Consider the following 24,084-nt stretch of genomic DNA (forward strand, 5'->3'; position numbering starts at 1 on the left):
TTTCTAAAAAGAAAATTACGATGGTTTAGCTCGCAAATACTGAGAGGGCCATGAAACTTTGACTCCCAGGGCATCAGCAGCCTTCAAAACCCAGTAAGGCTCTCTGAGTAGCTCTCTAGCTAAAAAAACGCAATCGGCTTTATTTTCAGAAAGAATACCCTCAGCCTGCCAGGGATCGGTGATCATCCCTACAGCACCCGTCATAATGCCTACTTGCTTACGTATCGATTGAGAGAATGGGACTTGATAGTTAGGACCAATCGGTATAGGGACATTAATAAGCCCACCACTAGAACAATCGATCAAATCAATTCCAATCTCTTTAAGCCGATGACAAAAGGAAATCGATTGCTCAAGATCCCAGCCATCTTTATGCCAATCAGATGCCGAAATGCGGACAAAAACAGGGAGTTCTGGAGGCCACAGGGATCGGACAGCCTTCGCAACAATAAGAGGAAATCTCATCCTGTTTTCTAGACTTCCCCCAAATTCATCCGTCCGCTTATTAGACAGCGGGGAAAGAAATTCATGAAGCAAGTAGCCATGAGCCATATGGATTTCCAACACTTGGAATCCAGCTTTTCTTGCCCGTTGTGTCGCGCGGGCAAAATCCTCTTCTACTCTATGGATATCTTTGTGGGTCATCTCCATGGGTATAGGAGAAAGCGCATCAAAAGGGATGGGACTGGGCGCTATAGGAATCCAGCCGTTTCTTTCAGGAGGAACTGGAGCCCCTCCAAACCATGGCTTATCAGTGGAAGCCTTTCTGCCTGCATGGGCAATCTGTATCCCCGCAACCGCGCCTTGTTTGGAAATAAAATTAACAATTGGAATAAAAGGCTCAATATGCCTATCAGACCAAATACCTGAATCAAAAGGGGTAATTCTTCCTTCTGGACTGACTGCTGTCGCTTCAACCATTACTAAACTGACTCCTCCTACAGCTCTTGAACCTAAATGGACAAGATGCCACTCATTTACAAATCCTTCTTCAGCCGAATACATACACATTGGAGAAAGGAAAATCCTGTTTTTAAAACGGACTGAACGGATACAAAAAGGCTCAAAGAGCTTGCTCATAGTTTCTCTTTGTTCTCAGTTAGTTTGTTTTTAGTTGCTGCCAATCTGCCGAGGCAATTTAAAATCTTTCATTGAAATAATCTGTCTGGCATGAGTTTGTCCAAATATATATTTGAGTCGGTATTCTAGATCGAAAAGAGAGGGCATATATCCAAACAGGCCCTTTTCAGCATTGGCTTGATAGTGGATATCAAGCTTATCGACAACCGCAATAAACCATGCCATGGCCACCGGTTTGGGTAGCCTGCCTTCTACATACAGGACTGAAAAATCATCTTTACTAATCCATATTTTACCTTGAACAGAGTTGATTAGCTTTTCTATCTTAGACTGATAGGGTTGGTTCGGTTTTGGCTCAAAACCGATAATATATGAAGCCAGTCCATGCCATTGGTTCATTCCTTCGTAATGTAATTTAAATCGGGGAACAAGGTTCCGAAGCGAAAGATAATCTGAGACTAAGTTAGCCGTCTGAGCTTTTTGAATGTCTTTGGTGCTCATCTTTCGGAAAGACAAAGTTCCGCTATTTGGGTCAGCTGACAAAAGAAAGCCTTCTCCAGGTTTGACTAGAAATTCAAGACAGTCTGTCTTTACAGGCTTTCCAAAAGGGTCTAATTTTTGAAGTTCAATTTTTTCCTGATATTCCAACCCAAGCATAGCTTTGGTCATCAGCTCGTTTTGAGAGATGGCACGGCTGACGATTTCTTCAAGAGTTATGGAAGATTTATTAGTTTGCTGATCTTTATGTTGGCTATTGGCAAAGGACCATCCATACATCAACAAAAGCAAGATTTCAAAAATAACAACTATCATTTGCTTTTTTTTCATAAGAAAGATATTTTGACGGAATGTCGAACCACATAAAACTTTTTATACCTGGTCCTACTGAAGTATCTAAAAAGACTTTCGAAGCTTTTGCAAGTCCAATGATCGGACACAGAAGCAAGGACTTCCAAGCTCTTTATCGTGAAGTCCAATCTGGGCTTCAGAAACTATTCTATACGCAAAGACCTGTGTTTTTCAGTACAAGTTCCGCTTGGGGGGTCATGGAAGCTGCCATACGAAATCTCGTTCAGAAAAAAGTGCTTTGCTGTATGAATGGAGCTTTCTCTGACAAATGGTTTGATGTAGCAATCCGCTGCGGTAAAGAAGCAGATAAGCTCCAGTATCCATGGGGAAAGCCAATTGATCCTAGTGATTTAAAAAACCGTTTAAATTCGAACGCATATGATGCAGTAACTTTCATTCATAATGAAACTTCCACGGGAATGATGAATCCTCTTTTTGAAGTTGCTGCCGTCATGAAAGAGTTCCCAGAGGTTTCTTTTATCGTAGACTGTGTCTCTTCCTTCAGTGTTCTTAAGATTCCTTTTGATGATCTTGGAATAGATGTCATGTTAACGGGTACTCAAAAAGCTTTGGCTTTGCCTCCCGGCGGAGCTCTTTTTGTCGTATCACAAAAAGCAATGGCTAAAGCTGAAAAAACACCTGCAAGAGGATATTACTTTGATTTCCTTGAGTTTCAAAAGAATCACGAAAATTCCATGACTCCCAGTACCCCTTCCATCAGTCTCTTTTATGCATTGAAAAGTAAAATAGCAGAAATCTTCGAAGAAGGACTTGAAAACAGATATCAAAGGCATCTCACCATGGCTTTGATGACAAGGCAATGGGCCAAGAAAAGGGGCTTTGAGCTTTTCCCACAAATTGGATATGAATCGATTTCTTTGAGTTGTATCAAAAACAATCTAGGGATTGATATTCCTCAATGGATTCAACTTCTTAAAAATCGTTATAGCATGATAATTGATGGAGGCTATGGGAAAATAAAAGGACAGACTTTTCGGATTTCTCATATGGGAGATGAGACCCCTAAAACCATTGGCAATCTCTTGGATAATCTGGATGAGTGCTTACAAGAACTTAAGAAAGCTTGATGGTTTAGCTTACTTTATAAAGTAATGCCTCACAAGCGTCGTGTGTGTGGGTGAGTTGCGCCACAAGGGGGGGGTAGGCCAAATCATTGGGTTTTACAAAGAAGAGATTTTTTTCTCCAACTTAGAGGGGGGTGCGGAGAAACCATGTCGGCCCTCCTCACAGCTAACGCTTCAGCCAGTAGGAATACAGCAAGCAGGAATTTTTCTTTTGAACATTGACTCTTTCCAAAGACAGTTTTTAATCCTATCTTTGAGGAAAGAACTATTGGCATGCGTATTCTTGTCGTCGAAGATGAAGGTAAAATCTGCCGATTCATTGCCAAGGGATTGGAAGCAGAGGGTTTTGTTGTCGATACTTGCAACCGAGGTGAGGAGGCCCTACTTCAATTGCTCACAACCCCTTATGATGCAGCGATCTTAGACATTATGCTTCCAGGACCAGATGGGATCAGTGTCCTTAAGGCTGTTAGGGAAAAAGGGGTTCATCTTCCTATTCTTTTATTGAGTGCAAGAAGCCAAACAAGAGACAAAATAGAAGGGTTGAACAGTGGTGCTGACGACTATCTTCCAAAACCTTTTTCTATGGATGAGCTAGTGGCTCGTTTAAGGGCCTTAATCCGAAGAACGGCAGGTGTCGGTCTCTCTGTTTATAAAGTAGGGAATTTGACGCTGAATTTGGTAACAAGAGAAGTGTTCCGCGGTCAAAAGAAAATCGATTTAACGGCAAAGGAATTTTCCCTTCTTGAGCTACTAATGAGAACACCAGGAAGAGTTTTCACGAGGACTCAAATTTGTGAGCATGTTTGGAATTATCATTTTGATCCTGGAACAAACCTTGTGGATGTCTATATCCAAAAGCTGCGCAAAAAGATTGACGAACTGGAAGAACAAAAATTGATACAAACCGTTCGGGGTGTTGGCTACAAGATAGAAGCCGTCTAGGAAACCCTGCTGTGGCCATTTCTATTGTTGCTATGAAAAACCTTCCTCTAGGCTGGAAGATAGCCCTTTGGAGCGCTTTTTTAGTTGGAGTCTCTCTTCTTTCATCTGGAATTGTCGCTGGCTTGGCCCTCTATAGAGAGTTGATTGAAAGTACAGACAAAGAGTTGAAAACCGATTCGATTGAATTGGTCGGTCTTTTAACCGAAAAGCCTGTCTCCTTCTTTTCTTCTAAAGACTCATTTTCTTTGAATATTAATCCCTTCGAAGAAAGCTCCATTCTCGAACTGTCTTATTCTAATCCAGCATTGATCTACAAATCGCCACTCTTAGCTGGTAAAAACCTCTTTGAAGACCATGCAATCAACAGTTTTTTTTATGCACAACTTGGAGATGGCCTCTATCGCGTATTTTATACTGAAAAGAACGGGTATAAGCTTGCTCTTGGGAAAAAGATGCTTTCGATCTATGAAATCCTCACTGAAGCTTCCTACGCCTATCTACTATCTGCCCCCTTCGCTTTGATCCTTTCCACTTTTGGAGGTTGGTGGATCTCTAGAAAGGCTTTGCTGCCCATCCGTCAAATGACCTCTACCCTTGAACAGATCAGAGCTTCGGCTTTGCATCAAAGACTTTCCATTCCAGCACTAGATCCAGATCTTAAAAGGCTTGTAACGATCCTCAATGAAATGCTTGGAAGATTGGAAGAGGCTTTTCAAAGAGAAATTAGACTGACCGCTGATGCCTCCCACGAATTAAAAACACCCCTAACCATTTTAAAAAACGAGTTGGAATCAGCACTCCAAAGAACTGATATAGATAGTCAAACTGAAAAAACGTTTCTGAACTTATACGAACAGGTCCAGTCTTTAAGCTCTATTACGCAAACACTTCTTTTTTTATCTAATTTGGATAGAGACAGTTCTTTTATAAAACCGACTCGTATCGACATATCCCAAATCCTCAACGAAATTTTAGAAGACACCGCTATTCTTGCTGCCTCCAAAGGGATCACTATTGAAAAGCAACTCCCCCAATCGACTCCCATGATTGCCGACGAAGATCTCATACGCCGACTCTTATGGAATATCTTTGACAATGCTATTCAGTACAATATTTCAGGGGGGTACATAGGCGTGAGCTTGCAACTTAAAGGTACTGACCGATGCCTTCTTCAGATAAGTAACAGTGGGCCTGTAGTGCCCGAAGAAGAAAGAAAAAAAATTTTCGAACGCTTTTACAGAGGGAAGAATGCTACTGAACATGGAATTTCTGGACATGGACTAGGTCTTAATTTGTGTAGGGAAATTGTGCTCGCCCATAAAGGAGAAATTACCTACTTGATTGATGAAAAAGGACACAACCAGTTTTCCCTCCTTCTTCCAACAGGTTGTGGTAATGAATCAGAGAAAAAAAACTAGCTGTTCTTTAGCCGGTTGCTTTGCCTTGGTTGGCCACCATTCGTTCGGCTTTCTTAATCTCTTGAATATCTCCAAGGTAATAGGAAGTAAGTTTTCTGCCTTTCTCATCGAGTTCATAAACCAAAGGAAAACCCGTCGGGATATTCAATCCAACGATCTCTTTGTCACTGATACTCTCGATATGCTTTATTAGGGCACGAATACTATTCCCATGGGCAGCAATCAATACCTTTTTTCCAGAGAGAACTTCGGGAAGAATCTTCTCAGTCCAGTAGGGCACAGTTCTCTCTAAGGTGTCTTTTAGACTTTCAGCTGAGGGAATGCTTTCAGGAGGCAGGGATCTATAGCGAGGATCAAACTTAGGATGTCTTGGATCGTTCGAATCTAATACAGGTGGCCTAATGTCATAGCTTCTGCGCCACAACAGTACTTGCTCTTCCCCATATTTTTTTGCCATTTCAGATTTATTGAGTCCTTGCAAAGCCCCATAATGCCTTTCGTTAAGCCGCCAACTTTTCTCCACAGGAATCCACATCAAGTCCATTTTATCCAGGATGATCCAAAGCGTTCGGATTGCTCGTTTTAAAAGGGACGTATAGGCAATATCAAAGACAAAATTCTCTTCTTTTAGTAACCTAGCGGCGTTTTCTGCTTCTTCTATTCCATGGGCAGATAAATCAATGTCTGTCCAGCCCGTAAACCTATTCTCCCTATTCCATAGACTTTCACCATGACGAAGAAAGACAACTTTCATCATTTATTATGAGTCGAAATTGGCAAAAAAGAAAAATTAATTTTTTTTCATTGAAACGATTATTCTTTCTTTACCTTATCGATCCATGTTTTCTCTAAAGAAGATAGTTAAAAAAGCCGGTTATTTTCCAGAACAGTAGACATGAGCTTTCACATCATAGTCATGAAAATAGGTTATGGCATGCAACTGCTTAGTATCTGGATTTTCTGTTTTATCGCCTTTGATTGCATATATGGAGCAGAGAATAAAGAAAGACTTTTAAAAAAGCTGGTTGAACAAGCCCTTACAGTCGATCCCACAGTCCGTTATTTTTATATGGAAATCGAAGCGGCAAAAGGTCAACAAATTCAGGCTAGACTATTTCCTTTCCCTCAGTTCATCGGGTATATTGGACCATGGAATAGCAGTGGCTCTATTAATGCTCCTTCGGCCTTCATTCCCTATGGCTATCAGTTATACCAACTTTACCAACCCCTTCCATTTCCTGGTAAGCTTAAATCTCATAAAGAAATAGCTCATCTAGACCGGGAAATTGCCGAGCTTGTTTTTTTAAGATACAAATTATTTTTAGCCTTCAAAGTCTATTCCCTTCTTTACAGTATAGGACTTACCAACGAAAATCTTCGAGTCACTGAAGAAATCATTGAAAGGCTATCGGCCTTGATTACCTTTTTGTCACAAAGACCTAAGATTGGTATCCAAGGCCTTATTGAACTAAAAGTTCTTCAGGGAAGTTTAATTAGTTTTCTCCAGAGCCAAAGGGATCAGCAACAAAACCTGACCACTCTCAAATCTCAACTCAACGCCCTTTTAAATCAATCTCCTTTAACCCCCTTACCTTCGAACATCCTTCCTGAGAGAACTTTCCCTAAACTAAGTCTGGAATCTCTCCGAGGGTTAGCATTAACTCATAACCCCACAATTCTTATCAATGATCTTTTAATACGCAGGGCTGAAAAAGAGCTCTACTTAGCCAAGCTAAATGCCTATCCAGATTTCACTGCTGGTCCTTTCTGGGAATACAACAAAGGCATTAATACCGATCAGGGAGGTGGGATTACTTTTACTGTAGGAATTCCTTTCAGCGGTTCGAATGTTCCAGGTCAAGCCGGATTTGCATGGACAACGAACAAAGGAAACATTATCAGTGCGCAAGCAAAAGTATCCCAAGCTCATTCCATATACCATGCTACTGTTCAAATGATTGATTCTTTACTTGGCTCCCGATTTGCTGTTTATGAAAAAGCTCGAGAACAACTCCTATCATTGCCTTCGGAAAAAATTTTAGAGAAGCTGAAAGAGGCAGCAGCTATTGCAGAAAGACAGTACCGAGTAGGATCGATTGATATCAACCGGTTTCTAGCAGTCCAAAAACAATACCAAGCGGTTTCTTTATCAATCAGAAATACTGAAATCGATCTGCTCTCATCCTTTTACGAATTAGAGAACATTGCCGGAATAGAACCTAGCCAAACTATATTTTAAAATGAAAACACAGCCCAAAATTAAGCCTTGTTATCCTTTTTTTCTTCTTGAACTCCTGGTCCTTTGTCTCTGTTTTTTTTGTCTTCCTTTTTCTTTGAAAGGCCAATCGGATAAGTTGAACTTTTCTATTACGATTCAAAATCTCATAGAAGAAGCCTACCGGAGGAATCCAGAAATACTCTATTATGAAGCAGGGATCGAAGCGGCTAAAGGTCAATCGATCCAAGCAAAAATTTTACCCTATCCAGAAATTGTTGGCTATGCCGGCCCATGGTTTAGCTCCCCAAGTCAGGGAGAAAAAGCAGGTGGGGCAACGGGTTTTTACCAAGAATACGAAATCGTTCAGCCCTTTTTCTTCCCTGGGAAAATGGACATTCTTAAAGCCATTTCAGACAAAGATGGAGAATTAGCAAGGCTTTGGTTAAATCAATTCAAGTTAAGCTTAAGAGCGCAAGTGGCAAGCCTTGCTTATCAGTTGGCTGTCGCCGATGTGAATGCAAAAGCAACACAAGAAATTGTCAACCAAAGCAAAGAACTAATCGATTTTTTAGCAAAACGCCCAAAAATCGGAATTCAAGGGCTGCTTGATTTGAGGATAATCCAGGGAAGTTTAGTTGATTTTCAGAGAATGTACAGGGAGCAGGAACAACTAAAAAAAACAGTGTTTGCTCAACTCAACGCTATTCTTGGCTATCCTCCAGAGCATCCTCTTCCTCAAAATATTTTACCGCCAGTCCAATGGCCTACTGTTCCTGATCTACAAAAGCTTCTTGATTTGGCAAGCAGACAAAACAATTTCATCAAAATGCGAGTGGTGGAAATCGAACGAGCTGGAAAAGTAATCGATTCGGCAAAGCTGATGAATATGCCAGATTTCGGTCTTGGTCCTTATTTCATTCAGGAAAAAGGGACAAACAACAACATTGGTCCAGGAGTGATTTTTACTAGTGGCGTTCCTCTTTGGAATCAGAACCGTGGAAATATTCTTAGCTCTGAAGCAAGAAAAGAGCAGGCGGTTTCCATGCTCGCTTCAACTTGGAGAATGGTTCAAAGTGCGATCAACTCCAGATTAGAAGTATATAGACAAGCAACCAACTTATTAGCTAAACAGCCACTATCCCTTTTGGAAGAACTTCGTTCGGCCGTCAATCTTGCCGAAAGACAGTATCGGGTTGGAGCCCTGCCTGTTCAAACATTTCTAGAAATGCAAAGACAATATCTCTTCAGTGCGCTTACTTTAAGAACTGCACAGATCGATGCAGCGGTTGCTTTCTATGACCTACAAACCCTTACTGGTGGAGAATGGTCAAAATAACATTAAAATGATAAATGCTACTGACTGCAATGCACTTCTGTTTTTTATTGTGCCCCTTCCTAATAAAGTTTCCAGGCTTTACCTCTTTTTTTATTTTCTTTTTTGTTCTCATAGCTTGGTTGACTTTCTTTTTTTATCCTTCCCTTTATGGAGAAGTTATGAACAATCCTTCTGGAGCTTCTGCGCCGGAGATTGTTTTTGAAGAGTCTCTGCCGCGACTGGACCCCTCCTCTCCGCCGCAATTCATTCCTGGTAAAGGACTTTTCCTTGGTGAAATCACAGAAAAAGAAATGGGGATTCAAAAAGAGGCCGCGGTCGAAAAGGAAATTGCTCCCCTCTACTTTGGAGAAAGTCAAGTTTACAGGGCCTCATGGGAAAAAACTTCCGAGCAGAGTGGTTTGAAAGAAGGTTTTGCCTATTCTACTTCTTTTATTGATGCTAAAGATTCTGAAAAACTTAACGTTGGTCAACGCGTGCTTGTTAAATCCAAACAGGAAAGCTCAGAGGCTAGCTATGAGGGAAAGATTTTTTTTATAGACAAAGAGCTCATTCCAGTCATAGGGAAAGCTGAACTCATTTTACAGATCACTGATCCTAAACAGAGTCTCCAAGCGGGTGATTGGATAAACTTTGAAACTTCCCTGGGGCTGGTTGCAACTTGGGTAACTGTTCCTGAATCGGCAATTTTGTACACCGCCAGTGGCTGCTTCTCCTATCTTTTTTTAGGTCATGGCAGGTATCTACGCAAACCGATTGAAGTCGCCTTTGTCAGTCAAGGAATAGCCGCCATAAAAAAAGGAATCGAAAAAGGACAAGAGGTTGTGACACACGGGGCCAAACAGCTTTGGTTACTCGAACTGTCTCTGTCTCAATCTGGAGGGCCTTCCACCTACTAAAGCAAAGTTATGACAAGAAAGATCATTTTTTTGTCTATCGAAAAGAAAGAAATTGTCCTTGGCTTAGCCATTGTTCTATTCATCGTCGGACTATGGTCTTTTTTCCATCTGCCTATTGATGCTGTTCCAGATCTATCGAATGTTCAAGTTCAAATTAATACCTATGTTCCCGCTTTTGCCCCTGAAGAAGTAGAAAAACTAATCACTTTCCCAATAGAAATCGAAATGGGAGGGATCCCAGGGCTAGAAACGATCCGTTCTCTAAGCAAATTCGGTCTTTCTCAAGTGACATTAATCTTTAGAGACGGGACTGATGTTTATCGCAGTAGGCAACTTGTAGGCGAAAGGCTACTGGTGGCCAGCTCAAAGATTCCACCTAATATTACCCCAACCATGGCACCCATAGCCACAGGACTGGGCGAAATTTTCAATTACATTATCCGCTATAAAGAAGGCGCAGACAAGCCTTCTTCGGAACTGCTTCAATTGATAGAACTACGCCTACTCCAGGAATACACAATTAGACCGATGCTTAGAAGGGTAGCAGGCGTAGCCGATGTAAATACGAGCGGTGGGTATCAAAAGCTGATACTCGTGGAACCTGATCCTAGTCGGCTGACTAATGTGGGGCTGACGATTGGTGAATTTGGGCATATTGTTGGCCAAAATACGGAGATTGCCGGTGGAGGAGTCATCAATAAAGCGGGCGAACAGCTTACAGTAAGATCTTTGGGCAGGGTGAATACGCTTGATGAAATTGCGATAATCCCGATTAAATACGCTGGAGGATCACGGCCAGTATTAGTAAGGGATGTAGCTAAGGTAGAAGTGGGAGGCAACATCCGAGTAGGAGCAGCAACTTACAATGGTGCAGAAGCTGTTCTTGGAACAGTGATGATGCTTATTAAAGAAAATAGTCGGACTGTTTCTGAGAGAGTGAGCAAGCAGTTGGAACTTATCCAGCAAAGAATTCCCTCTTCCTTCGAAATCATTCCCGTTTATAACAGGGCAGATGTAGTTAATGCAACCATCCGAACAGTGACTCATAACTTGACGGAGGGAGCACTATTAGTCACTGCAATCATCTTTGTTTTACTGGGTAACTGGAGAAGTTCATTACTTATCGCCTCAGTCATTCCTATGTCCTTCCTTTTTGCCATCACTCTTATGTGTTGGTTGGGACTTTCCGGAAACCTTATGAGCTTAGGGGCTATTGATTTTGGATTGATCGTTGATGGAGCTGTCGTCGTTACAGAAAATGTTCTTCGAAGGCTCTCTGTAAAAGAGGCTTTACTTGCTCGACCTATCAGTCCAGAAGAAAAAAGAAAAGAAATCTTCGATGCTACTTTACAAGTAATCGGCTCTGTCTTCTTTGGGATTCTAATTATTACAGTCGTCTATCTACCGATTCTCACCCTCTCTGGAATCGAAGGGAAGACCTTTAGACCCATGGCGATAACTGTTATTTTCATTCTTTCTGGCTCTCTACTGTTGAGTTTAACCTATGTCCCAACCGTAGCCGTGCTTGGTTTAAAAGCTCAAAAGGAAATGAAAGAAACTTTTCTGGTCTCTGTGCTTAAAAAGGCCTATCTTTTGGTGTTGCATTGGACACTAGCTTCTGGCAAATGGATAGTTCTTCCTGCTGCTCTGCTCTTAATAGCTGGCGCCTTTATGGCCTTTAGTCGGCTAGGAACCGAATTCATCCCAAGACTTGAAGAAGGATCAATTGCTGCCATGATCTATAGAGCCTGGTCCAGTGATTTGCCTTCCTCGGTAGCTATGGAAAAAAAGACTGAAAAGATGCTTTTAGAAAAATTCCCAGAAATCAAATGCATCTTTTCTAGAGTAGGCACTTCAGAAATTGCTACCGATCCCATGCCCCCAAACGAAAATGACATCTACTTGATGCTAAAACCAAAAGATATTTGGAGAAAGAAAAATGGAAAACCGATTTCCAAAGCAGAGCTTATTGAGTTGATAAACAAAGAAATTTCCTACCGCGTCCCTGGACAAAAAGTCCTTTTTTCCCAACCCATTGAAACACGATTCAATGAAATGCTCGAAGGCGTCCGAACGGATCTTTCGATCAAATGGTTTGGAGAAGATTACGATATTTTAACCAATTTAGCCAAGCAAACCGAAGCAATTGTCAAATCTATCCCTGGAACTCTTGAAACCCAAATTCAAGCCGAAGGAGATGCTCCTTCTCTAGAATTTTTTCCTGATCGACAGTTGATGGCCAAATATAATATCGAAGCCAGCGAAATGAATTCGGCAATATATTCGGCGATGGCTGGGAACCCTGTAGGTCTCATTATCGATGGAGAAAAGCGATATCCTATTACTATCCGACTTTCAGAACACTTTAGAGAAAATCCAGAAGAAATCCTTAATCTGCCAATTAAATCGGTGACTGGCGGTGTAATGCCACTTTCTTCTATCTGCCACTACCAAATTTGTAAAAGGCCGCGATCGATTTTCAGAGAAAACGGCGTTCGCTATCGTGCTGTCATGGTCAGTTTTACAAAGAAAGATATCGAAGGGTATGTTGAGGAAATCAGAAAAAAAGTTGAAAAACAGATTCATCCTCCTAAGGGATATTACGTCGAGTATACCGGTCAGTATCAAAATTTAATAAAAGCAAGGCAGAGACTCTTTGTTATTGTACCCTCTTGCCTGTTACTTATCTTCTTTTTATCGTATATCGCCCTGAAAAATTTCAAACAGAGTCTTCTTGTCATTTCTAGTGTCCCTTTTGCAGCCACCGGTGGCATATTATCTCTTTTCTTTTTACATATTCCTTTTAGTATTTCTGCAGCCATTGGTATGATCGCTCTTTCAGGTATATCCGTTCTGGCCTCTTTGATCCTCGTCACCTTTATCAACCAGCTTCGACAGGAAGGATATGAACTAAAAGAAGCGATTGAAAGAAGCTGTGACTTAAGATTTCGACCGATACTGACCACTGCAGCGGTTGCAAGCCTTGGCTTTATCCCAATGGCACTTTCTAGAGGAGCTGGGGCTGAAGTTCAAAAACCTCTTGCCATTGTTGTCATTGGAGGGATTGGTTCATCGACTTTCCTAACCCTTTTATTGCTACCTCTTTTGTATTTTTATCTGGAATATCGAAAAGAAAAAAAACAAGTTCATCCAATAGTCAAAGAGAAAGAATTCCTTGAAAAAAAATAACCGAAAAAAAAACATATAATTTCAGGAAATTAAAAAGAAGGGTCCTTTTGTTACTAAAGAAAAGGCTGCAGTTTTTGTATCCTTGGTGTCTTATTTTTTTCCTTTTTTCCCTGATGCATGGATTGATGGCGGAAAGAGAAAAAAATTTTCAATGGATTAGAAGCCAAACGGAGGTTCAGATTTCAGAAATTATTGTTAGCTTATCGGAACAAAAAATCTATGCCTATGGTACCAATGGGAAACTTGTTGGCACATCGATTATTTCTTCAGGAAAAGAAAATTTTTCTACCCCAGCTGGAGAATACCAGATCATAGAAAAAGAAAAAATTCATTATTCAAACCTTTATGGCTATATTGTCGACCGTAATGGAAATATCCTACGGCCAGGCAGTTCTAAAGAAAGAATTTCAAAAAAATGGCATTTTCGAGGAGCCCCAATGCCCTACTTCCTGCGCTTGACAAACAGTGGCATCGGCTTTCATGGTGGGCCAACCACAGGCCGGCCTATTTCTCATGGATGTATCCGATTGCCTATGGATTTTGCTGTAAAACTTTTTACAAACACCCCTATTCACACCAGAGTACTTGTTTTCAATTAAAAAGCAAAATAAAACGAATAGGAATTTTTTTTCTTTCCTATCCCTCATTCGCCTAACTTTTTTATGCACAACTTATTTCTTCACTCCCCATCCACCCCCACCTGGTGTTTCAATTCTTAAAAGATCTCCTTTTTGGACGCTGAACAATTTTTTTGAAGGCAACCGAATTTCCTGGCCCTGACTGATTAAAATATTTTCTCCAGCTTTACCATCTTCGCCTCCCAAAAGACCATACGGAGCAAATTTTCTTCTATCCGAAAGAATTGAGACAGTCATTGGTTGCAGAAATTCTATTTCCCGAATGATCCCATCGCCTCCTTTTTTTTCTCCCTTGCCACCTGACCCCTCTCTAATGGCATACCTTTTCACCCGGATAGGCAAATTATATTCCATCGTTTCGATGGGAGTATTTAAAGAGTTAGTCATATGTGTTTGGACAGCATTGTCCCCATCACCTAAAGGTCCCCCTCCCATCCCCCCGCCAATGGTTTCATAATAGCTAAAAGGCTCTCCACTCTCATAATGGAGGCCTCCAAAACTAAGATTATTCATTGTTCCACTGCTAGCCGCTGGGATAGACTCCGGGATAGCTTGATGCAAAGCTTTCAGAAGAACATCAACGATTCTTTGTGAGGTTTCCACATTGCCTCCAGCCACAGAAGCTGGATAGATGGCATTCACTACAGTTCCTGAAGGAGCAATCAGCTGCACGGAGGATAATATTCCTGCATTAGCAGGCACGTCTTCAGGCAAAAGCGCTCGCAAGACGTAGGCAACAGCCGAATGAGTGATGGAAAAGACTGCGTTGAGGTTCCCTTCGACCTGGTGAGATGAGCCGTTGAAGTCAATTAACAGACTCTTGCCTTTCTTTTGAATTGCTACCTGTATAGGAATTGGATCTGGAGAAATCCCGTCGTCATCTAAGAAATCCAAAGCTTTGTAGGTTCCATCTGGTATTTGTTCTAGCCTCTTTTGCACCATACTCGCTGTGTAATCAATTAAAGCGCTCATAGCCTCGGCTATCTTTTCTTTCCCATATTTGCGGACCATCTCCAAGAGCCTTTTTTCACCTACTCGATTTGCTGATAATTGGGCTGTCAAATCGCCTTCGCGTTCTGAAGGAGTACGAACATTCGAAAGGATCAGATTTAATAGCGGCTCGTTCCATTTTCCCTCTTCAACCAGTTTTACTGCAGGGATACGCAACCCCTCCTGGTATATATCTCGGGTTAAGGCCATCGAGCCTGGAGCTATGCCGCCAATATCTGAATGATGGGCTCGAGACGCTACATAAAAAAAAGGAGTTCCATCGGCATTGTCAATGAAAACGGCCGTTATCATGGTAATATCCGGAAGATGCGTCCCTCCCTCGAAAGGATCATTGAGAATTACTACATCCCCCTTTTTCATGGGAATCGAACGAACAACCCTACGAACAGCCATCGGCATAGAACCTAAATGCACAGGCATATGGTCGCCTTGAGCCACAAGTAAGCCTTCTTCATTATAGATAGCGCAGGAATAGTCCCGCCTTTCTTTAATGTTCGGAGAAAAAGCAGTCCTTCGCAAGGTTACGCCCATTTCTTCGGCAACATAAATAAAAAGAGACTTAAATATCTCTAATTCAATCGGATCCATAATCCTCCTGAAATAAAAAACACAGAGTCAAAACCGATCAAGTCCTCTTGGAGATAAAAAGATTTCCATAACAGTCGACAATGACTTCAAAGCCAGGGTTCACAACTGAGGTTGCACTATATTCAACAATTATTGCAGGACCGACTATCCGATTTCCTCCCTCTAGCTTTTCCCTTAGATAAAAGGAAGTGGGCCACTGCTTTTTTTGAAAATAAACCGTCCTTGTCCCAATCAAAGCTTCAGGACGAGGGGTTTCTCCAAGGATTGGATAGCTGGGAAAAGTCATCTTATCAATAACGCCCACAGCTTTTAAGCGAAAAGTCACCGCTTCTATTGTTCTTGACCAGTCACAATAGCCAAACCTTTCCTCATGTTTTTGGTGAAATTCTCTTTCCAATCTCGTACTGTAAGGGAGGCTAATCTCAAAAGATTGGCCCTTATATCTCAAATCAATGTATCTGCTAAATAGTTGTCTAGAACTAGGTATTCCCTCTTCTTCTAGATCTTTCTTAGCTTCTCTTTCTAATTTTCTAAAAAAAGATTCGATCTCTTCTTCCTCAAATGCTTCCAAGGGTCTAATACAACTAAAAGAATAATCTTTGACAACATCAGACAATAACACACCCAATGAACAGAATAACCCTGGATCTTTTGGCACCACGACAAGGGGAATCCCAAGAGCTTCCGCTAAGTCACAACCATGTAGTCCACCGGCTCCACCATACACCATTAAAGAAAAATCTCTTGGATCTAGTCCCTTGGAAACCGTCATAAGCTCGATAGCTTTAGCCATTTGTAAGTTAGTTATATCCAATATTCCCTGAGCAAGTCCTATGACTCCTTTTTCGATCCCCCCTTCCTTTTCGATATACTCAGCCATTTTCTGTTGGCAAAATTGCTCGAAAAGTTGCCAGGTCCTTTGTCGATCCAATCGTAACTGCCCACCCAAAAAAACCGTATCCAGTAATCTGCCTAAAATAACATGCGCATCTGTCACCGTTAGACATTCCCCTTTCCCATAGCAAATCGGTCCTGGATCGGAACCGGCACTCTGAGGACCTACTCGCAAAGCTCCTCCTGCATCAACCCGAACGATCGATCCGCCACCCGCTGCAATCGATTTAATCGAGAGGATAGAGCTGCCAAAGGCATATCCCCCAATCTCACCTTCTGTCGTTCTATCCATCTCTTCGCCCACAAAAAAACTGACATCCGTTGATGTTCCTCCCATATCAAGTGTTACCACTCGTTCTAAACCACAGCTGCGAGCCACAGCTGCTGCTGCACAGACCCCTCCCGCTGGTCCTGATAAGATCGTCAAAAGTGGTTTTTTCCTGATCCCATCCACCGATAATATGCCACCGTTAGATTGCATGATTCTGAAAAAAGACTTTCTTCGACAACGAGAAAGAAGTCGATGTCCAAAACGAGAGGCAATCCACTCATAAAGAGATTTCAAAGCTCCTTCGAGATATCTTGAAATTACCGGACCAATCATAGCATTGAGGACCGTCGTCGACGTTCTTTCATATTCCCTATATTCAGAAAGAATTTCATGCGATAAGCTTACCTGATAGCCTTTCTGTCTTAGGAATAACCCAAGCTTCTTTTCGTGGAGGGGATTAGCAAAAGAAAAAAGGAAAGAGACAGCCACGCTTTCTACTTGCTCCTCTTTTAATTTGTCAACCACTGTGTCCACTGCGGAAAGATCGATAGACTCTAGCACTTCTCCTTCCTTTGTGACTCTTTCAGGAACCCCAAAACGGAGGCGTCGTGGAATAAGACAAGGGACTTTAGATGGCCCAAGTTTATAGAGGCTACGCCGGTTCTGTCTACCAATCTCAAGAACATCCTCAAAGCCTTTGGTCGTAAAAAGAGCTGTCTTAGCACCTTTGCCCTCAAGAATAGCATTGGTTCCAACGGTAGTGCCATGGACAATTTCAAAAGCGTTCAGACGATCAAAAGAGTTAAGCAGTTCCTTGATTCCTTCAATTAATCCTTCTTCAGGTCGTATACTGGTCGACCGCCGTTTTAACCTATGAATAGAACCCCCATCATAAACCACAAAATCTGTAAAAGTGCCTCCTATGTCCACGCCAATTCTAACAAACATATTCCGACAATCCTTAAAGCTCTATTATTATAATGCGTTCTCTCCAACAAAACTCAGTAGCTTTTGAAGAGCACTAAATCTTGTTCAATTACTCAGCAGTCTTTTGCCTTTGCTTTTTCGCTTTCCTTTTATATCCTCTTTGGAAAGTGTCCTTAAGAAAAAAATCATCCCAACAACTACCGATGAATCAAAAAGATATATATCCTGAAATGTAAAAAAAAACACCTATGAATAACGACAAAAAAACAAGGGACGATCTTCCATCTCAAGAAGAACTATTAAAGTTTCTATTAACCAAACATTCCTATCCCCATAAGCCCAAACATATTCGCTTTGTTCAAACCCATGCATCCTATGTTTTTATCGTTCCTCCGTTTGTTTACAAAATAAAAAAACCAGTGAATTTTGGATTTCTTGATTTTTCTACTCTCGAAAAAAGACGTTTTTTTTGCCAACAAGAAATTCAGTTAAACCGACTCCTTTGCCCTGATGCTTACTTAGGCGTAATTCCCATTTTCAGAAATCCTTCAGGTTTCTTGTCTTTTGATGGCTCAGGGACTGCCGTTGAATATGCAGTGCAAATGCGTATGCTTCCGCATCGCTATTTTTTCAAAAGATTACTCCTTAGGAATTGCGTGCAACGTGGGGATATTGATAGGCTTGTCTCTAAGCTTTGTCAGTTCTATAAAGAAACCGAAGACGGAGCGGATATTGCTTCATGGGGTACCATCGAGAAAATTAAAAAAAATACCGATGAAAACTTTGAGCAGACCCAATCCGTTATCAATATAATCCTCAGCCGAACCGCCTTTGAGTCGATCCGCTATTTTACAAACCGTTTTTACGAACTGTATGCTGACCTTTTTGAAGAGCGAGTAAAGCAAGGTTGGATCAAAAATTGTCATGGCGACCTGCATCTTGAACATATTCATTTGCAACCTAAAAATATCTGCATTTTCGATCGGATTGAGTTCAATGAAAGATTCCGGTTCATAGACGTTGCCTCTGACATTGCCTTCTTAGCTATGGATCTTGATTATAATGGCCGTCAAGATTTATCTTGCTTCTTTTCTGATCGTATGGGGCAAGAATTAAAGGATGTAGGCTTAAAAAAACTCCTTGATTTTTACAAGTCCTACCGTGCTTACGTCAGAGGAAAAGTCGAAGGAATGACTGCTCAAGACCCTCTGGTTGATCCGGTGAAGAAAAAAGAGCATATTGAAAAGGCTAAAAAATATTTCCGCCTTTCTTTACAGTATGCTGCAATCGGGTCTAAGCCTATGCTTTTGGTGGTTATGGGAAAAATAGCGACAGGGAAAAGCTATTTGGCGCAAAGCCTTGCAGAGGAGCTTGACTGGAAGGTCTTTTCTTCTGATAGGATCCGTAAAGAGATGCTCGGCCTAGACATTTATACAAGACCGGAAGAATCGATTCGGGAAAAATTATACTCAGAAGAAATAACCTCTAAAACCTATGAACGATTGATTCATAACGGACTTGCTGAACTCTGTCAAAACAAAGGAGTTGTACTCGATGCTACATTTGGACGGAAGGAACAAAGAGCATTGCTTCTGGAAGCATTGCATTCAAAAGGGTATAGCCCTTTATTTATTGAAGTGCAAGCGGACTTGCCTACAAGGAAAAAAAGGCTTGTAGAACGAAGACTCTATCCTTCCATTTCTGATGCACGTCTAGAAGATCTCACTCTTATAGATAGCCTTTATGAAGAGCCTAAGGAACTTCCACAAGGCCATCTTTTAAAGATTTCTTCAACAGAACCGCTCATGCTCCTATTGAGTCGGCTTTTCCATCTTCTTTGTGATCTTCACTTGCAGCGATTGATGCAGGGATAAACAAAAAGTAAAAACTTCCGTTTTACCTCTTCTTTAACCAAGCCGCAAAAAATGATAAAAAGGACCTAGATTGATTGCTTTATTAAAAATAAAAAAACTATAAAAATGGCATTCTCTTTGCTTTAACTTAGCCACCAAAGTACTTTTTCTTCAATGAATGCACCCGGATACATCTAAATGTTTAACCGTACTTTTCTTTTTAGTTTGCTTCTGTTTGCTTTATCGAATTTCGTTAAAGCCGACACAGTTTTCTGGCCTGGGGAAGAAGTCTCTGCGCAAGATTTAGTTGAAACAATGAACTCTCAGGACCCAGGGAAAGGATGGCTTGGCAAATGGAGAAAAATGGCCGCAGAAACACGAGACAGACAGCCCAAATGGCTTACCCCTCTTGTAACTTCAACAGCAAGGCTAGAGCAGAGAATCCGCTACGATGTTTATTATGAAACTCTCCCAACAGGTAATAAAGGATGGGATTTTGGTTCAGGTAAAGGTGTATCTCTGATTGTAGGACCAACTATTCAATTTACTTTTTCTCTACCAGAATACTTATTTTTCCCTGGCCAAGGAAGAAAAGACGGCTTTGCAGGAGAAACTTTTCTTGTTAGGAACCGAATCATGGCTTCTCCCGAAGGTCAAAAAAATTATTGTTTTTCCGTTCAGTTACAAGCTGTTTCTCCGCTTGGTACTACGCTTCCCGGTCCTCAAAACCACTGGACTTGGGCTCCAACCCTTCTTTTTGGCAAAGGATGGGGTAATTTTTCTATGCAATTGAACTTTGGGACTCGATGGACTGATGGGAATAATACCAATTCAGCACTACCCTATTTCTATAATGTCGCTTTCCAATATCGAATCGGATATGTTACTCCAACAGTAGAAATCACCTCTCAATCTTCGTTCGACCAACTCTATTTTATAAACGCCCCAGGACTTTTTGTGGTCCCGGAGGTGTTGATTGGCCGTTTTGCGTTCAAAGATGATTGGAAACTCTACTATGGCTTTGGTTATCAAATTGGATTGAATTCCCCAACGATAGAAAAAAAATACGCCAATGCGTTGATCATGAAATTCCATCTACTCTTTTAAGCTTTGCTCCTCCCCATTCTCTTATGCAAAGGAGAGGATTTTCCATAGCCAAGGGTAAAGGAGGCTTTTCCTCTATTGTTCGGATCAAGGGCAATTTTTTTTTGAACAGGCATCATCATGCCTGAGCTACTACCTCCATGGCTTCCTTAATCACTTTTCTGTAGCAGTTTTTTTGGGTTCTTAGCTAAGTCCTTAACTCAGGGACCTTTGGAAAAGATCAATGACATTCCATTGGGACGATTTAGTCCAATGGAAAGTTTTAAGGCAAAATCCCTAATTTTTCGTATGCCTCTTTTTGTAGGGGATAAATCTTATTTTTTAAGGACAAAGCTTCGGATCGTAACTGTTCCTCCCCTTTTTCAGCTAATTCCCTTCTTGCCCAAAATGAAGCAATACAGCCTACTTCTTGAGAACTTAAACCAATCTTTGGAAGATCTCGATAAACAGCACAAAAGGAACAATAATGAACGAATCGTATTTTCGAGTTTTTATTCGAAAATAGTAGCACTCCTTTTCTTTCATTTCCATCTTCAGATATGAAATAAAACTCCTCCCCATCCGTACTGGCTGATCCAATATAATCATGGGTACAATCAAAAGCTAAATAACTGCGAATAAAAATCTGCTCGCCTTCAGGAAACTGATCCAGAAACCTCAAAAGCCTTGGAGTTGCAAAAGGGGTTTTGGCAGCTCGTAAAGCTAAGAGCTCTGAGATCTGCAAAGAAAAGAAGGAGAAAAGAAAAAAAATTATAACTAACTATCTCCTCATATGAACTACAAATATTAAAACATAACTTCGAGAAGCTGTTACAGTAATTTTTTTAAGCATTAACAAAAAATAAAACTTTGCTTTCTCTATGTCTCCATAAGAGATTTTTCATTGAAAAACTGCTTGTTGCCAAAAACCCTTTCTTCTCCAGAATATGGACTTTCTCTCAACGACTTTGCGCCTTTGGCTCATCCTGATGAACCCCAACTATTGGGAATAAAACACTTTGTAGTTATTCGACTGTTGATCAAATAGACAAAGTATCTGGTTCATTAATACTCAATGCATCAGCTTACTCTTTTACTCTATTCGATTTCAAAACCTTGGATAATACGCCATAGAAATTTCTTCTCTCCATAATCTTTATGCCCTAGTAGAAAAAAATCCTCTTTAAAATTGGAAAAAAGCCTTAACTAGCAGCACATCACTGAACTTATAACGAGATAAAGGGCTAATGTTTTTTTGCTACGGATTGTTTAGTTTATGAATCCATCAACATCTAATCTATTCAATATGCCTTATGCCTCATAGTCTATCCGAACGACAACGGTCATTTGCTGCATCCTATTTATAACTTTTTCTTAGGAAAAAGTAAAAGGACGCCCTTTTAGGGTTTTTCTTCTAAGTGAAAAATAGGGATTGACCTGGATATTCTTTTAAATAAAATAAAAAAATTTAGGTAAAATGAATTAAAAATGATAGATAAGAATGTCTTTGTCATCTATTGATGAAAATAGGTGATAAAAAAAATCTTAATAAACTACTATATCTTAAGTCCAAATATAGGAAACAATCAGAGTCATATTGTTAGCTACAAAAATATTCTTTTCTTTTCCTCTTAAATAGAATGGTAATGAATCCTTTTTCATTAAGGCATCTGTATGATTTTTATCCTTGCGACATCAAACGAAACCTACATTCGATCTGTTGAAGAAGCTTCAAGACTTCTAAATAGCCAGCTAATCACCGTAAACCATTTAAGCGAATTTTTTGTTCAGCTCATTTTTAAAACTTATGATGCTGCCATTATTGATCCAAAGACCCCCAGTAACTTTCCCTATCTAGAGATAGTTGAGAAATTAAGGAGCGAAGGCATTCTACTACCCATTTTATTAATTGATATTGATTTAAATGCGCAAAAAAGAATCATTGCTTTAAGAAAAGGCATTGAAGTTTTCATTCCCAAAGATTTTAGCCCGGAAGAGCTAGCCGAGCATCTACAGATTCTTATTCGAAAGAAAAAACCAGAAAAACACATCTTGAAAACTGGGAATCTCACCGTTGATTTAAAAAATTCTAAAGTCTGGAAAGGAACTAAAGAAATAAAACTGACCCCAAAGGAATTTTCTTTGCTGGCCCTATTATTAACAAAAAGAAATAACATTGTATCTACCGAAGAAATTGGTGAACAAATATGGGGTAATTCCTCTAAGATTAACTCTATGAGAAATGTGATTCAGGTCCATATGTGTGGTTTAAGAAAAAAACTAGAAAAAAATGCCTTAAAGAATTTCATTACCACTATTCGAGGTAAAGGATGGATAATCCGGGATATTTTATAATAGTTCTTTTCTTTTTTATTCATTCGAAATTGTTGGAATGCCGACTTTCTCTTCAATTTGAGCTATCCTCAATTCAATCTGGTCAATCTTTTTTGCCAAAGACTCCATTGCTGTCCATATCTTTTCATCTTCATTATAATCTATAAGTTTATTAAATAAATTAATTAAATCTGTAGTAACAAATTGATCTTTATTTTTCATATGGTTAACACTAAAAAATTAACTTTTTTTCATGCAACTACCCACTTGATTAGGGGATATAACTTAAATAATCTTAATATTCTTATTATATTTATTTTTCGTATGATGGGAAATACCTCTTCTCTTAGTAAAAAAGATCTTTTGGATGCTTTAGAAATCATTAATTATTCCATACACGTAAAAAAGGAAAAGGAGCTAAGGAATCTTTTTGGGAAAGTTCAGTACATTCTACCTTCTAGATTGATTGCTTGCGGTATCGTAAAAATCAATGCTGGTATCAAAATAGATAAAATCCTTAAAATATTTAATCATAGTTTTCCAAACGATCTCATCGCCTTTTATCTAAAGTTACAATATCAGAAAGTGGATCCCGTGGTTAGAACAGCACTGCAAAACGAGGGAAGAATTGTCAGAAGAACTGTCATTTTTAAAAACTATCACGATAAGTTAAGAAAAGAATACATCAAAGACGCCTCTGATATAGGGATTCTAACAGGATTGAGTTTTGGCGTTTGTGAACATGCAAATAGCATAACTACTCTATTCTCTTTCTGTGACAAGGATATTGAAAGGCATCGGCGCCACGAAATAATCTTAGGTGTCCTCATGCATCATCTCCATTTGTCTGTTCTTAAATGTTGTTTACCAAAAAATATCCAAAAATTAGAAAGCACCTATTCAGACACTTTAACTACTAGAGAAAAAGAGATATTAAAATGGGTGAAAGAAGGGAAGACGAATTGGGAAATTTCCTGTATCTTAAATATAAGTGAATCAACAATAAAATATCATTTAAAAAATATATTTATAAAACTTGATGTTACTAACCGTTGCCAAGCTGTTGCAAGAGCTATTCATACAAAGTTACTGGATCTGTAAGCCTATCTTTATAACACTTTTCTTTTCACTTCAAAAGATCGCTGAGATTGCTTGCTCATTCTTTTTGTTTTTTCTTTTCTATTTTTGATTTCTCATATGATTGATAAATCTGTAGTTCTTTCATATTCTGTTATGAATATAAAGAAAATGGATGTAACGATAATAATCCAGTGGTATGGTCAAGAAATAGGTTTAAAATAGATTCAAAACAGAACTATCTGCCTGAAAGAAAGAGCTTAAAGAATATTTTACCATCCATCGCCGTAATGCCCCTGCCTTCAGGCATGGGGATATAAGGCGATAAATTATAGCTATGTGTAGTATAATTATGTATGAACAGAAAAGAACAATTGAAATCCAATAAAAAT

20 protein-coding genes are annotated in these 24,084 nt (G+C 40.0%); 13 read left to right on the top strand and 7 right to left on the bottom strand.

Translation table 11 applies throughout. The annotated features are described in order from the left end of the window. Positions 1-15 precede the first annotated feature (15 nt). Both A7Q09_RS10250 and A7Q09_RS10255 read right to left on the bottom strand, forming a co-directional pair. A complete protein-coding gene (locus A7Q09_RS10250; protein ID WP_134391334.1) occupies positions 16-1,080 on the bottom strand; it encodes an NADH:flavin oxidoreductase/NADH oxidase in 1,065 nt (354 codons plus the stop codon). Between the two features lie 30 nt (positions 1,081-1,110). Next, complete coding sequence (locus A7Q09_RS10255; RefSeq protein ID WP_134391335.1) at positions 1,111-1,908, bottom strand: hypothetical protein; 798 nt, start codon at positions 1,906-1,908, stop codon at positions 1,111-1,113. Between the two features lie 20 nt (positions 1,909-1,928). Here A7Q09_RS10255 and A7Q09_RS10260 point away from each other — a divergent pair, with 20 nt between their 5' ends. The 3 genes from A7Q09_RS10260 (at position 1,929) to A7Q09_RS10270 (ending at position 5,377) form a co-directional block, all read left to right on the top strand. Then, positions 1,929-3,017 carry an alanine--glyoxylate aminotransferase family protein gene (locus A7Q09_RS10260; RefSeq protein WP_134391336.1) on the top strand — a complete coding sequence of 363 codons (1,089 nt, stop codon included), beginning with the start codon at positions 1,929-1,931 and terminating at the stop codon, positions 3,015-3,017. A gap of 270 nt (positions 3,018-3,287) precedes the next feature. Next, a complete protein-coding gene (locus A7Q09_RS10265; RefSeq protein WP_134391337.1) occupies positions 3,288-3,959 on the top strand; it encodes a response regulator transcription factor in 672 nt (223 codons plus the stop codon). An 11-nt stretch (positions 3,960-3,970) separates the two neighbouring features. Further along, complete coding sequence (locus tag A7Q09_RS10270) at positions 3,971-5,377, top strand: ATP-binding protein (RefSeq protein WP_134391338.1); 1,407 nt, start codon at positions 3,971-3,973, stop codon at positions 5,375-5,377. A 7-nt stretch (positions 5,378-5,384) separates the two neighbouring features. Here A7Q09_RS10270 and gpmA read toward each other — a convergent pair whose 3' ends face one another. Continuing rightward, positions 5,385-6,134 (bottom strand): 2,3-diphosphoglycerate-dependent phosphoglycerate mutase, encoded by a 750-nt coding sequence (gene gpmA / locus A7Q09_RS10275; protein WP_134391339.1) that lies wholly within the window; start codon positions 6,132-6,134, stop codon positions 5,385-5,387. Positions 6,135-6,272: 138 nt separating this feature from the next. Between gpmA and A7Q09_RS10280 the strand changes: the two genes are divergently transcribed. The 5 genes from A7Q09_RS10280 to A7Q09_RS10300 all read left to right on the top strand — a co-directional run bounded on the left by A7Q09_RS10280 (position 6,273) and on the right by A7Q09_RS10300 (position 13,615). Beyond that, the gene (locus A7Q09_RS10280) at positions 6,273-7,616 is read left to right on the top strand and encodes a TolC family protein (protein ID WP_134391340.1); all 1,344 of its coding nucleotides are present in this window, start codon (positions 6,273-6,275) and stop codon (positions 7,614-7,616) included. 1 nt (position 7,617) lies between these two features. Then, a complete protein-coding gene (locus A7Q09_RS10285) occupies positions 7,618-8,931 on the top strand; it encodes a TolC family protein (RefSeq protein WP_134391341.1) in 1,314 nt (437 codons plus the stop codon). A 158-nt stretch (positions 8,932-9,089) separates the two neighbouring features. After that, a complete protein-coding gene (locus A7Q09_RS10290; protein ID WP_244228656.1) occupies positions 9,090-9,827 on the top strand; it encodes a hypothetical protein in 738 nt (245 codons plus the stop codon). 9 nt (positions 9,828-9,836) lie between these two features. Next, positions 9,837-13,016, top strand: coding sequence for an efflux RND transporter permease subunit (locus A7Q09_RS10295; protein ID WP_134391343.1), 3,180 nt, complete (start codon positions 9,837-9,839; stop codon positions 13,014-13,016). Between the two features lie 47 nt (positions 13,017-13,063). Continuing rightward, positions 13,064-13,615 carry a L,D-transpeptidase family protein gene (locus tag A7Q09_RS10300; RefSeq protein WP_134391344.1) on the top strand — a complete coding sequence of 184 codons (552 nt, stop codon included), beginning with the start codon at positions 13,064-13,066 and terminating at the stop codon, positions 13,613-13,615. 72 nt (positions 13,616-13,687) lie between these two features. Here A7Q09_RS10300 and A7Q09_RS10305 read toward each other — a convergent pair whose 3' ends face one another. Both A7Q09_RS10305 and A7Q09_RS10310 read right to left on the bottom strand, forming a co-directional pair. Next, positions 13,688-15,253 (bottom strand): hydantoinase B/oxoprolinase family protein, encoded by a 1,566-nt coding sequence (locus tag A7Q09_RS10305; protein WP_134391345.1) that lies wholly within the window; start codon positions 15,251-15,253, stop codon positions 13,688-13,690. A 37-nt stretch (positions 15,254-15,290) separates the two neighbouring features. Beyond that, positions 15,291-17,366 (bottom strand): hydantoinase/oxoprolinase family protein, encoded by a 2,076-nt coding sequence (locus tag A7Q09_RS10310; protein ID WP_134391346.1) that lies wholly within the window; start codon positions 17,364-17,366, stop codon positions 15,291-15,293. 227 nt (positions 17,367-17,593) lie between these two features. On the opposite strand from A7Q09_RS10310, the gene A7Q09_RS10315 reads away from it, so the two are divergent. Then, positions 17,594-19,219, top strand: coding sequence for an AAA family ATPase (locus tag A7Q09_RS10315; RefSeq protein WP_134391347.1), 1,626 nt, complete (start codon positions 17,594-17,596; stop codon positions 19,217-19,219). Between the two features lie 177 nt (positions 19,220-19,396). Next, complete coding sequence (locus A7Q09_RS10320) at positions 19,397-20,305, top strand: hypothetical protein (RefSeq protein WP_134391348.1); 909 nt, start codon at positions 19,397-19,399, stop codon at positions 20,303-20,305. A gap of 259 nt (positions 20,306-20,564) precedes the next feature. Here the strand turns inward: A7Q09_RS10320 and A7Q09_RS10325 are convergent, their stop codons facing one another. Then, entirely contained in the window at positions 20,565-20,963 is a 399-nt protein-coding gene (locus A7Q09_RS10325) for a hypothetical protein (protein WP_244228657.1), read from the bottom strand. Positions 20,964-21,185: 222 nt separating this feature from the next. Here A7Q09_RS10325 and A7Q09_RS10590 point away from each other — a divergent pair, with 222 nt between their 5' ends. Continuing rightward, the gene (locus tag A7Q09_RS10590) at positions 21,186-21,329 is read left to right on the top strand and encodes a hypothetical protein (protein ID WP_166791988.1); all 144 of its coding nucleotides are present in this window, start codon (positions 21,186-21,188) and stop codon (positions 21,327-21,329) included. Positions 21,330-21,955: 626 nt separating this feature from the next. Continuing rightward, complete coding sequence (locus tag A7Q09_RS10330; RefSeq protein WP_134391349.1) at positions 21,956-22,636, top strand: winged helix-turn-helix domain-containing protein; 681 nt, start codon at positions 21,956-21,958, stop codon at positions 22,634-22,636. Between the two features lie 15 nt (positions 22,637-22,651). Here A7Q09_RS10330 and A7Q09_RS10335 read toward each other — a convergent pair whose 3' ends face one another. Next, entirely contained in the window at positions 22,652-22,837 is a 186-nt protein-coding gene (locus tag A7Q09_RS10335) for a hypothetical protein (protein WP_134391350.1), read from the bottom strand. A 102-nt stretch (positions 22,838-22,939) separates the two neighbouring features. Between A7Q09_RS10335 and A7Q09_RS10340 the strand changes: the two genes are divergently transcribed. Next, positions 22,940-23,716 carry a LuxR family transcriptional regulator gene (locus A7Q09_RS10340; protein WP_244228658.1) on the top strand — a complete coding sequence of 259 codons (777 nt, stop codon included), beginning with the start codon at positions 22,940-22,942 and terminating at the stop codon, positions 23,714-23,716. The last annotated feature ends 368 nt before the right edge of the window (positions 23,717-24,084 follow it).

Source organism: Methylacidiphilum sp. Yel (assembly GCF_004421185.1).
In the GTDB taxonomy this organism is placed as follows: domain Bacteria; phylum Verrucomicrobiota; class Verrucomicrobiia; order Methylacidiphilales; family Methylacidiphilaceae; genus Methylacidiphilum.

Coding starts and splice junctions, on each gene's coding strand:
- A7Q09_RS10250 (WP_134391334.1), bottom strand. CDS start 1,080: ATGAGCAAGCTCTTTGAGCCTTTTTGTATCCGTTCAGTCCGTTTTAAA.
- A7Q09_RS10255 (WP_134391335.1), bottom strand. CDS start 1,908: ATGAAAAAAAAGCAAATGATAGTTGTTATTTTTGAAATCTTGCTTTTG.
- A7Q09_RS10260 (WP_134391336.1), top strand. CDS start 1,929: ATGTCGAACCACATAAAACTTTTTATACCTGGTCCTACTGAAGTATCT.
- A7Q09_RS10265 (WP_134391337.1), top strand. CDS start 3,288: ATGCGTATTCTTGTCGTCGAAGATGAAGGTAAAATCTGCCGATTCATT.
- gpmA (WP_134391339.1), bottom strand. CDS start 6,134: ATGATGAAAGTTGTCTTTCTTCGTCATGGTGAAAGTCTATGGAATAGG.
- A7Q09_RS10280 (WP_134391340.1), top strand. CDS start 6,273: ATGAGCTTTCACATCATAGTCATGAAAATAGGTTATGGCATGCAACTG.
- A7Q09_RS10285 (WP_134391341.1), top strand. CDS start 7,618: ATGAAAACACAGCCCAAAATTAAGCCTTGTTATCCTTTTTTTCTTCTT.
- A7Q09_RS10290 (WP_244228656.1), top strand. CDS start 9,090: ATGAACAATCCTTCTGGAGCTTCTGCGCCGGAGATTGTTTTTGAAGAG.
- A7Q09_RS10295 (WP_134391343.1), top strand. CDS start 9,837: ATGACAAGAAAGATCATTTTTTTGTCTATCGAAAAGAAAGAAATTGTC.
- A7Q09_RS10305 (WP_134391345.1), bottom strand. CDS start 15,253: ATGGATCCGATTGAATTAGAGATATTTAAGTCTCTTTTTATTTATGTT.
- A7Q09_RS10310 (WP_134391346.1), bottom strand. CDS start 17,366: ATGTTTGTTAGAATTGGCGTGGACATAGGAGGCACTTTTACAGATTTT.
- A7Q09_RS10315 (WP_134391347.1), top strand. CDS start 17,594: ATGAATAACGACAAAAAAACAAGGGACGATCTTCCATCTCAAGAAGAA.
- A7Q09_RS10320 (WP_134391348.1), top strand. CDS start 19,397: ATGTTTAACCGTACTTTTCTTTTTAGTTTGCTTCTGTTTGCTTTATCG.
- A7Q09_RS10330 (WP_134391349.1), top strand. CDS start 21,956: ATGATTTTTATCCTTGCGACATCAAACGAAACCTACATTCGATCTGTT.
- A7Q09_RS10335 (WP_134391350.1), bottom strand. CDS start 22,837: ATGAAAAATAAAGATCAATTTGTTACTACAGATTTAATTAATTTATTT.
- A7Q09_RS10340 (WP_244228658.1), top strand. CDS start 22,940: ATGATGGGAAATACCTCTTCTCTTAGTAAAAAAGATCTTTTGGATGCT.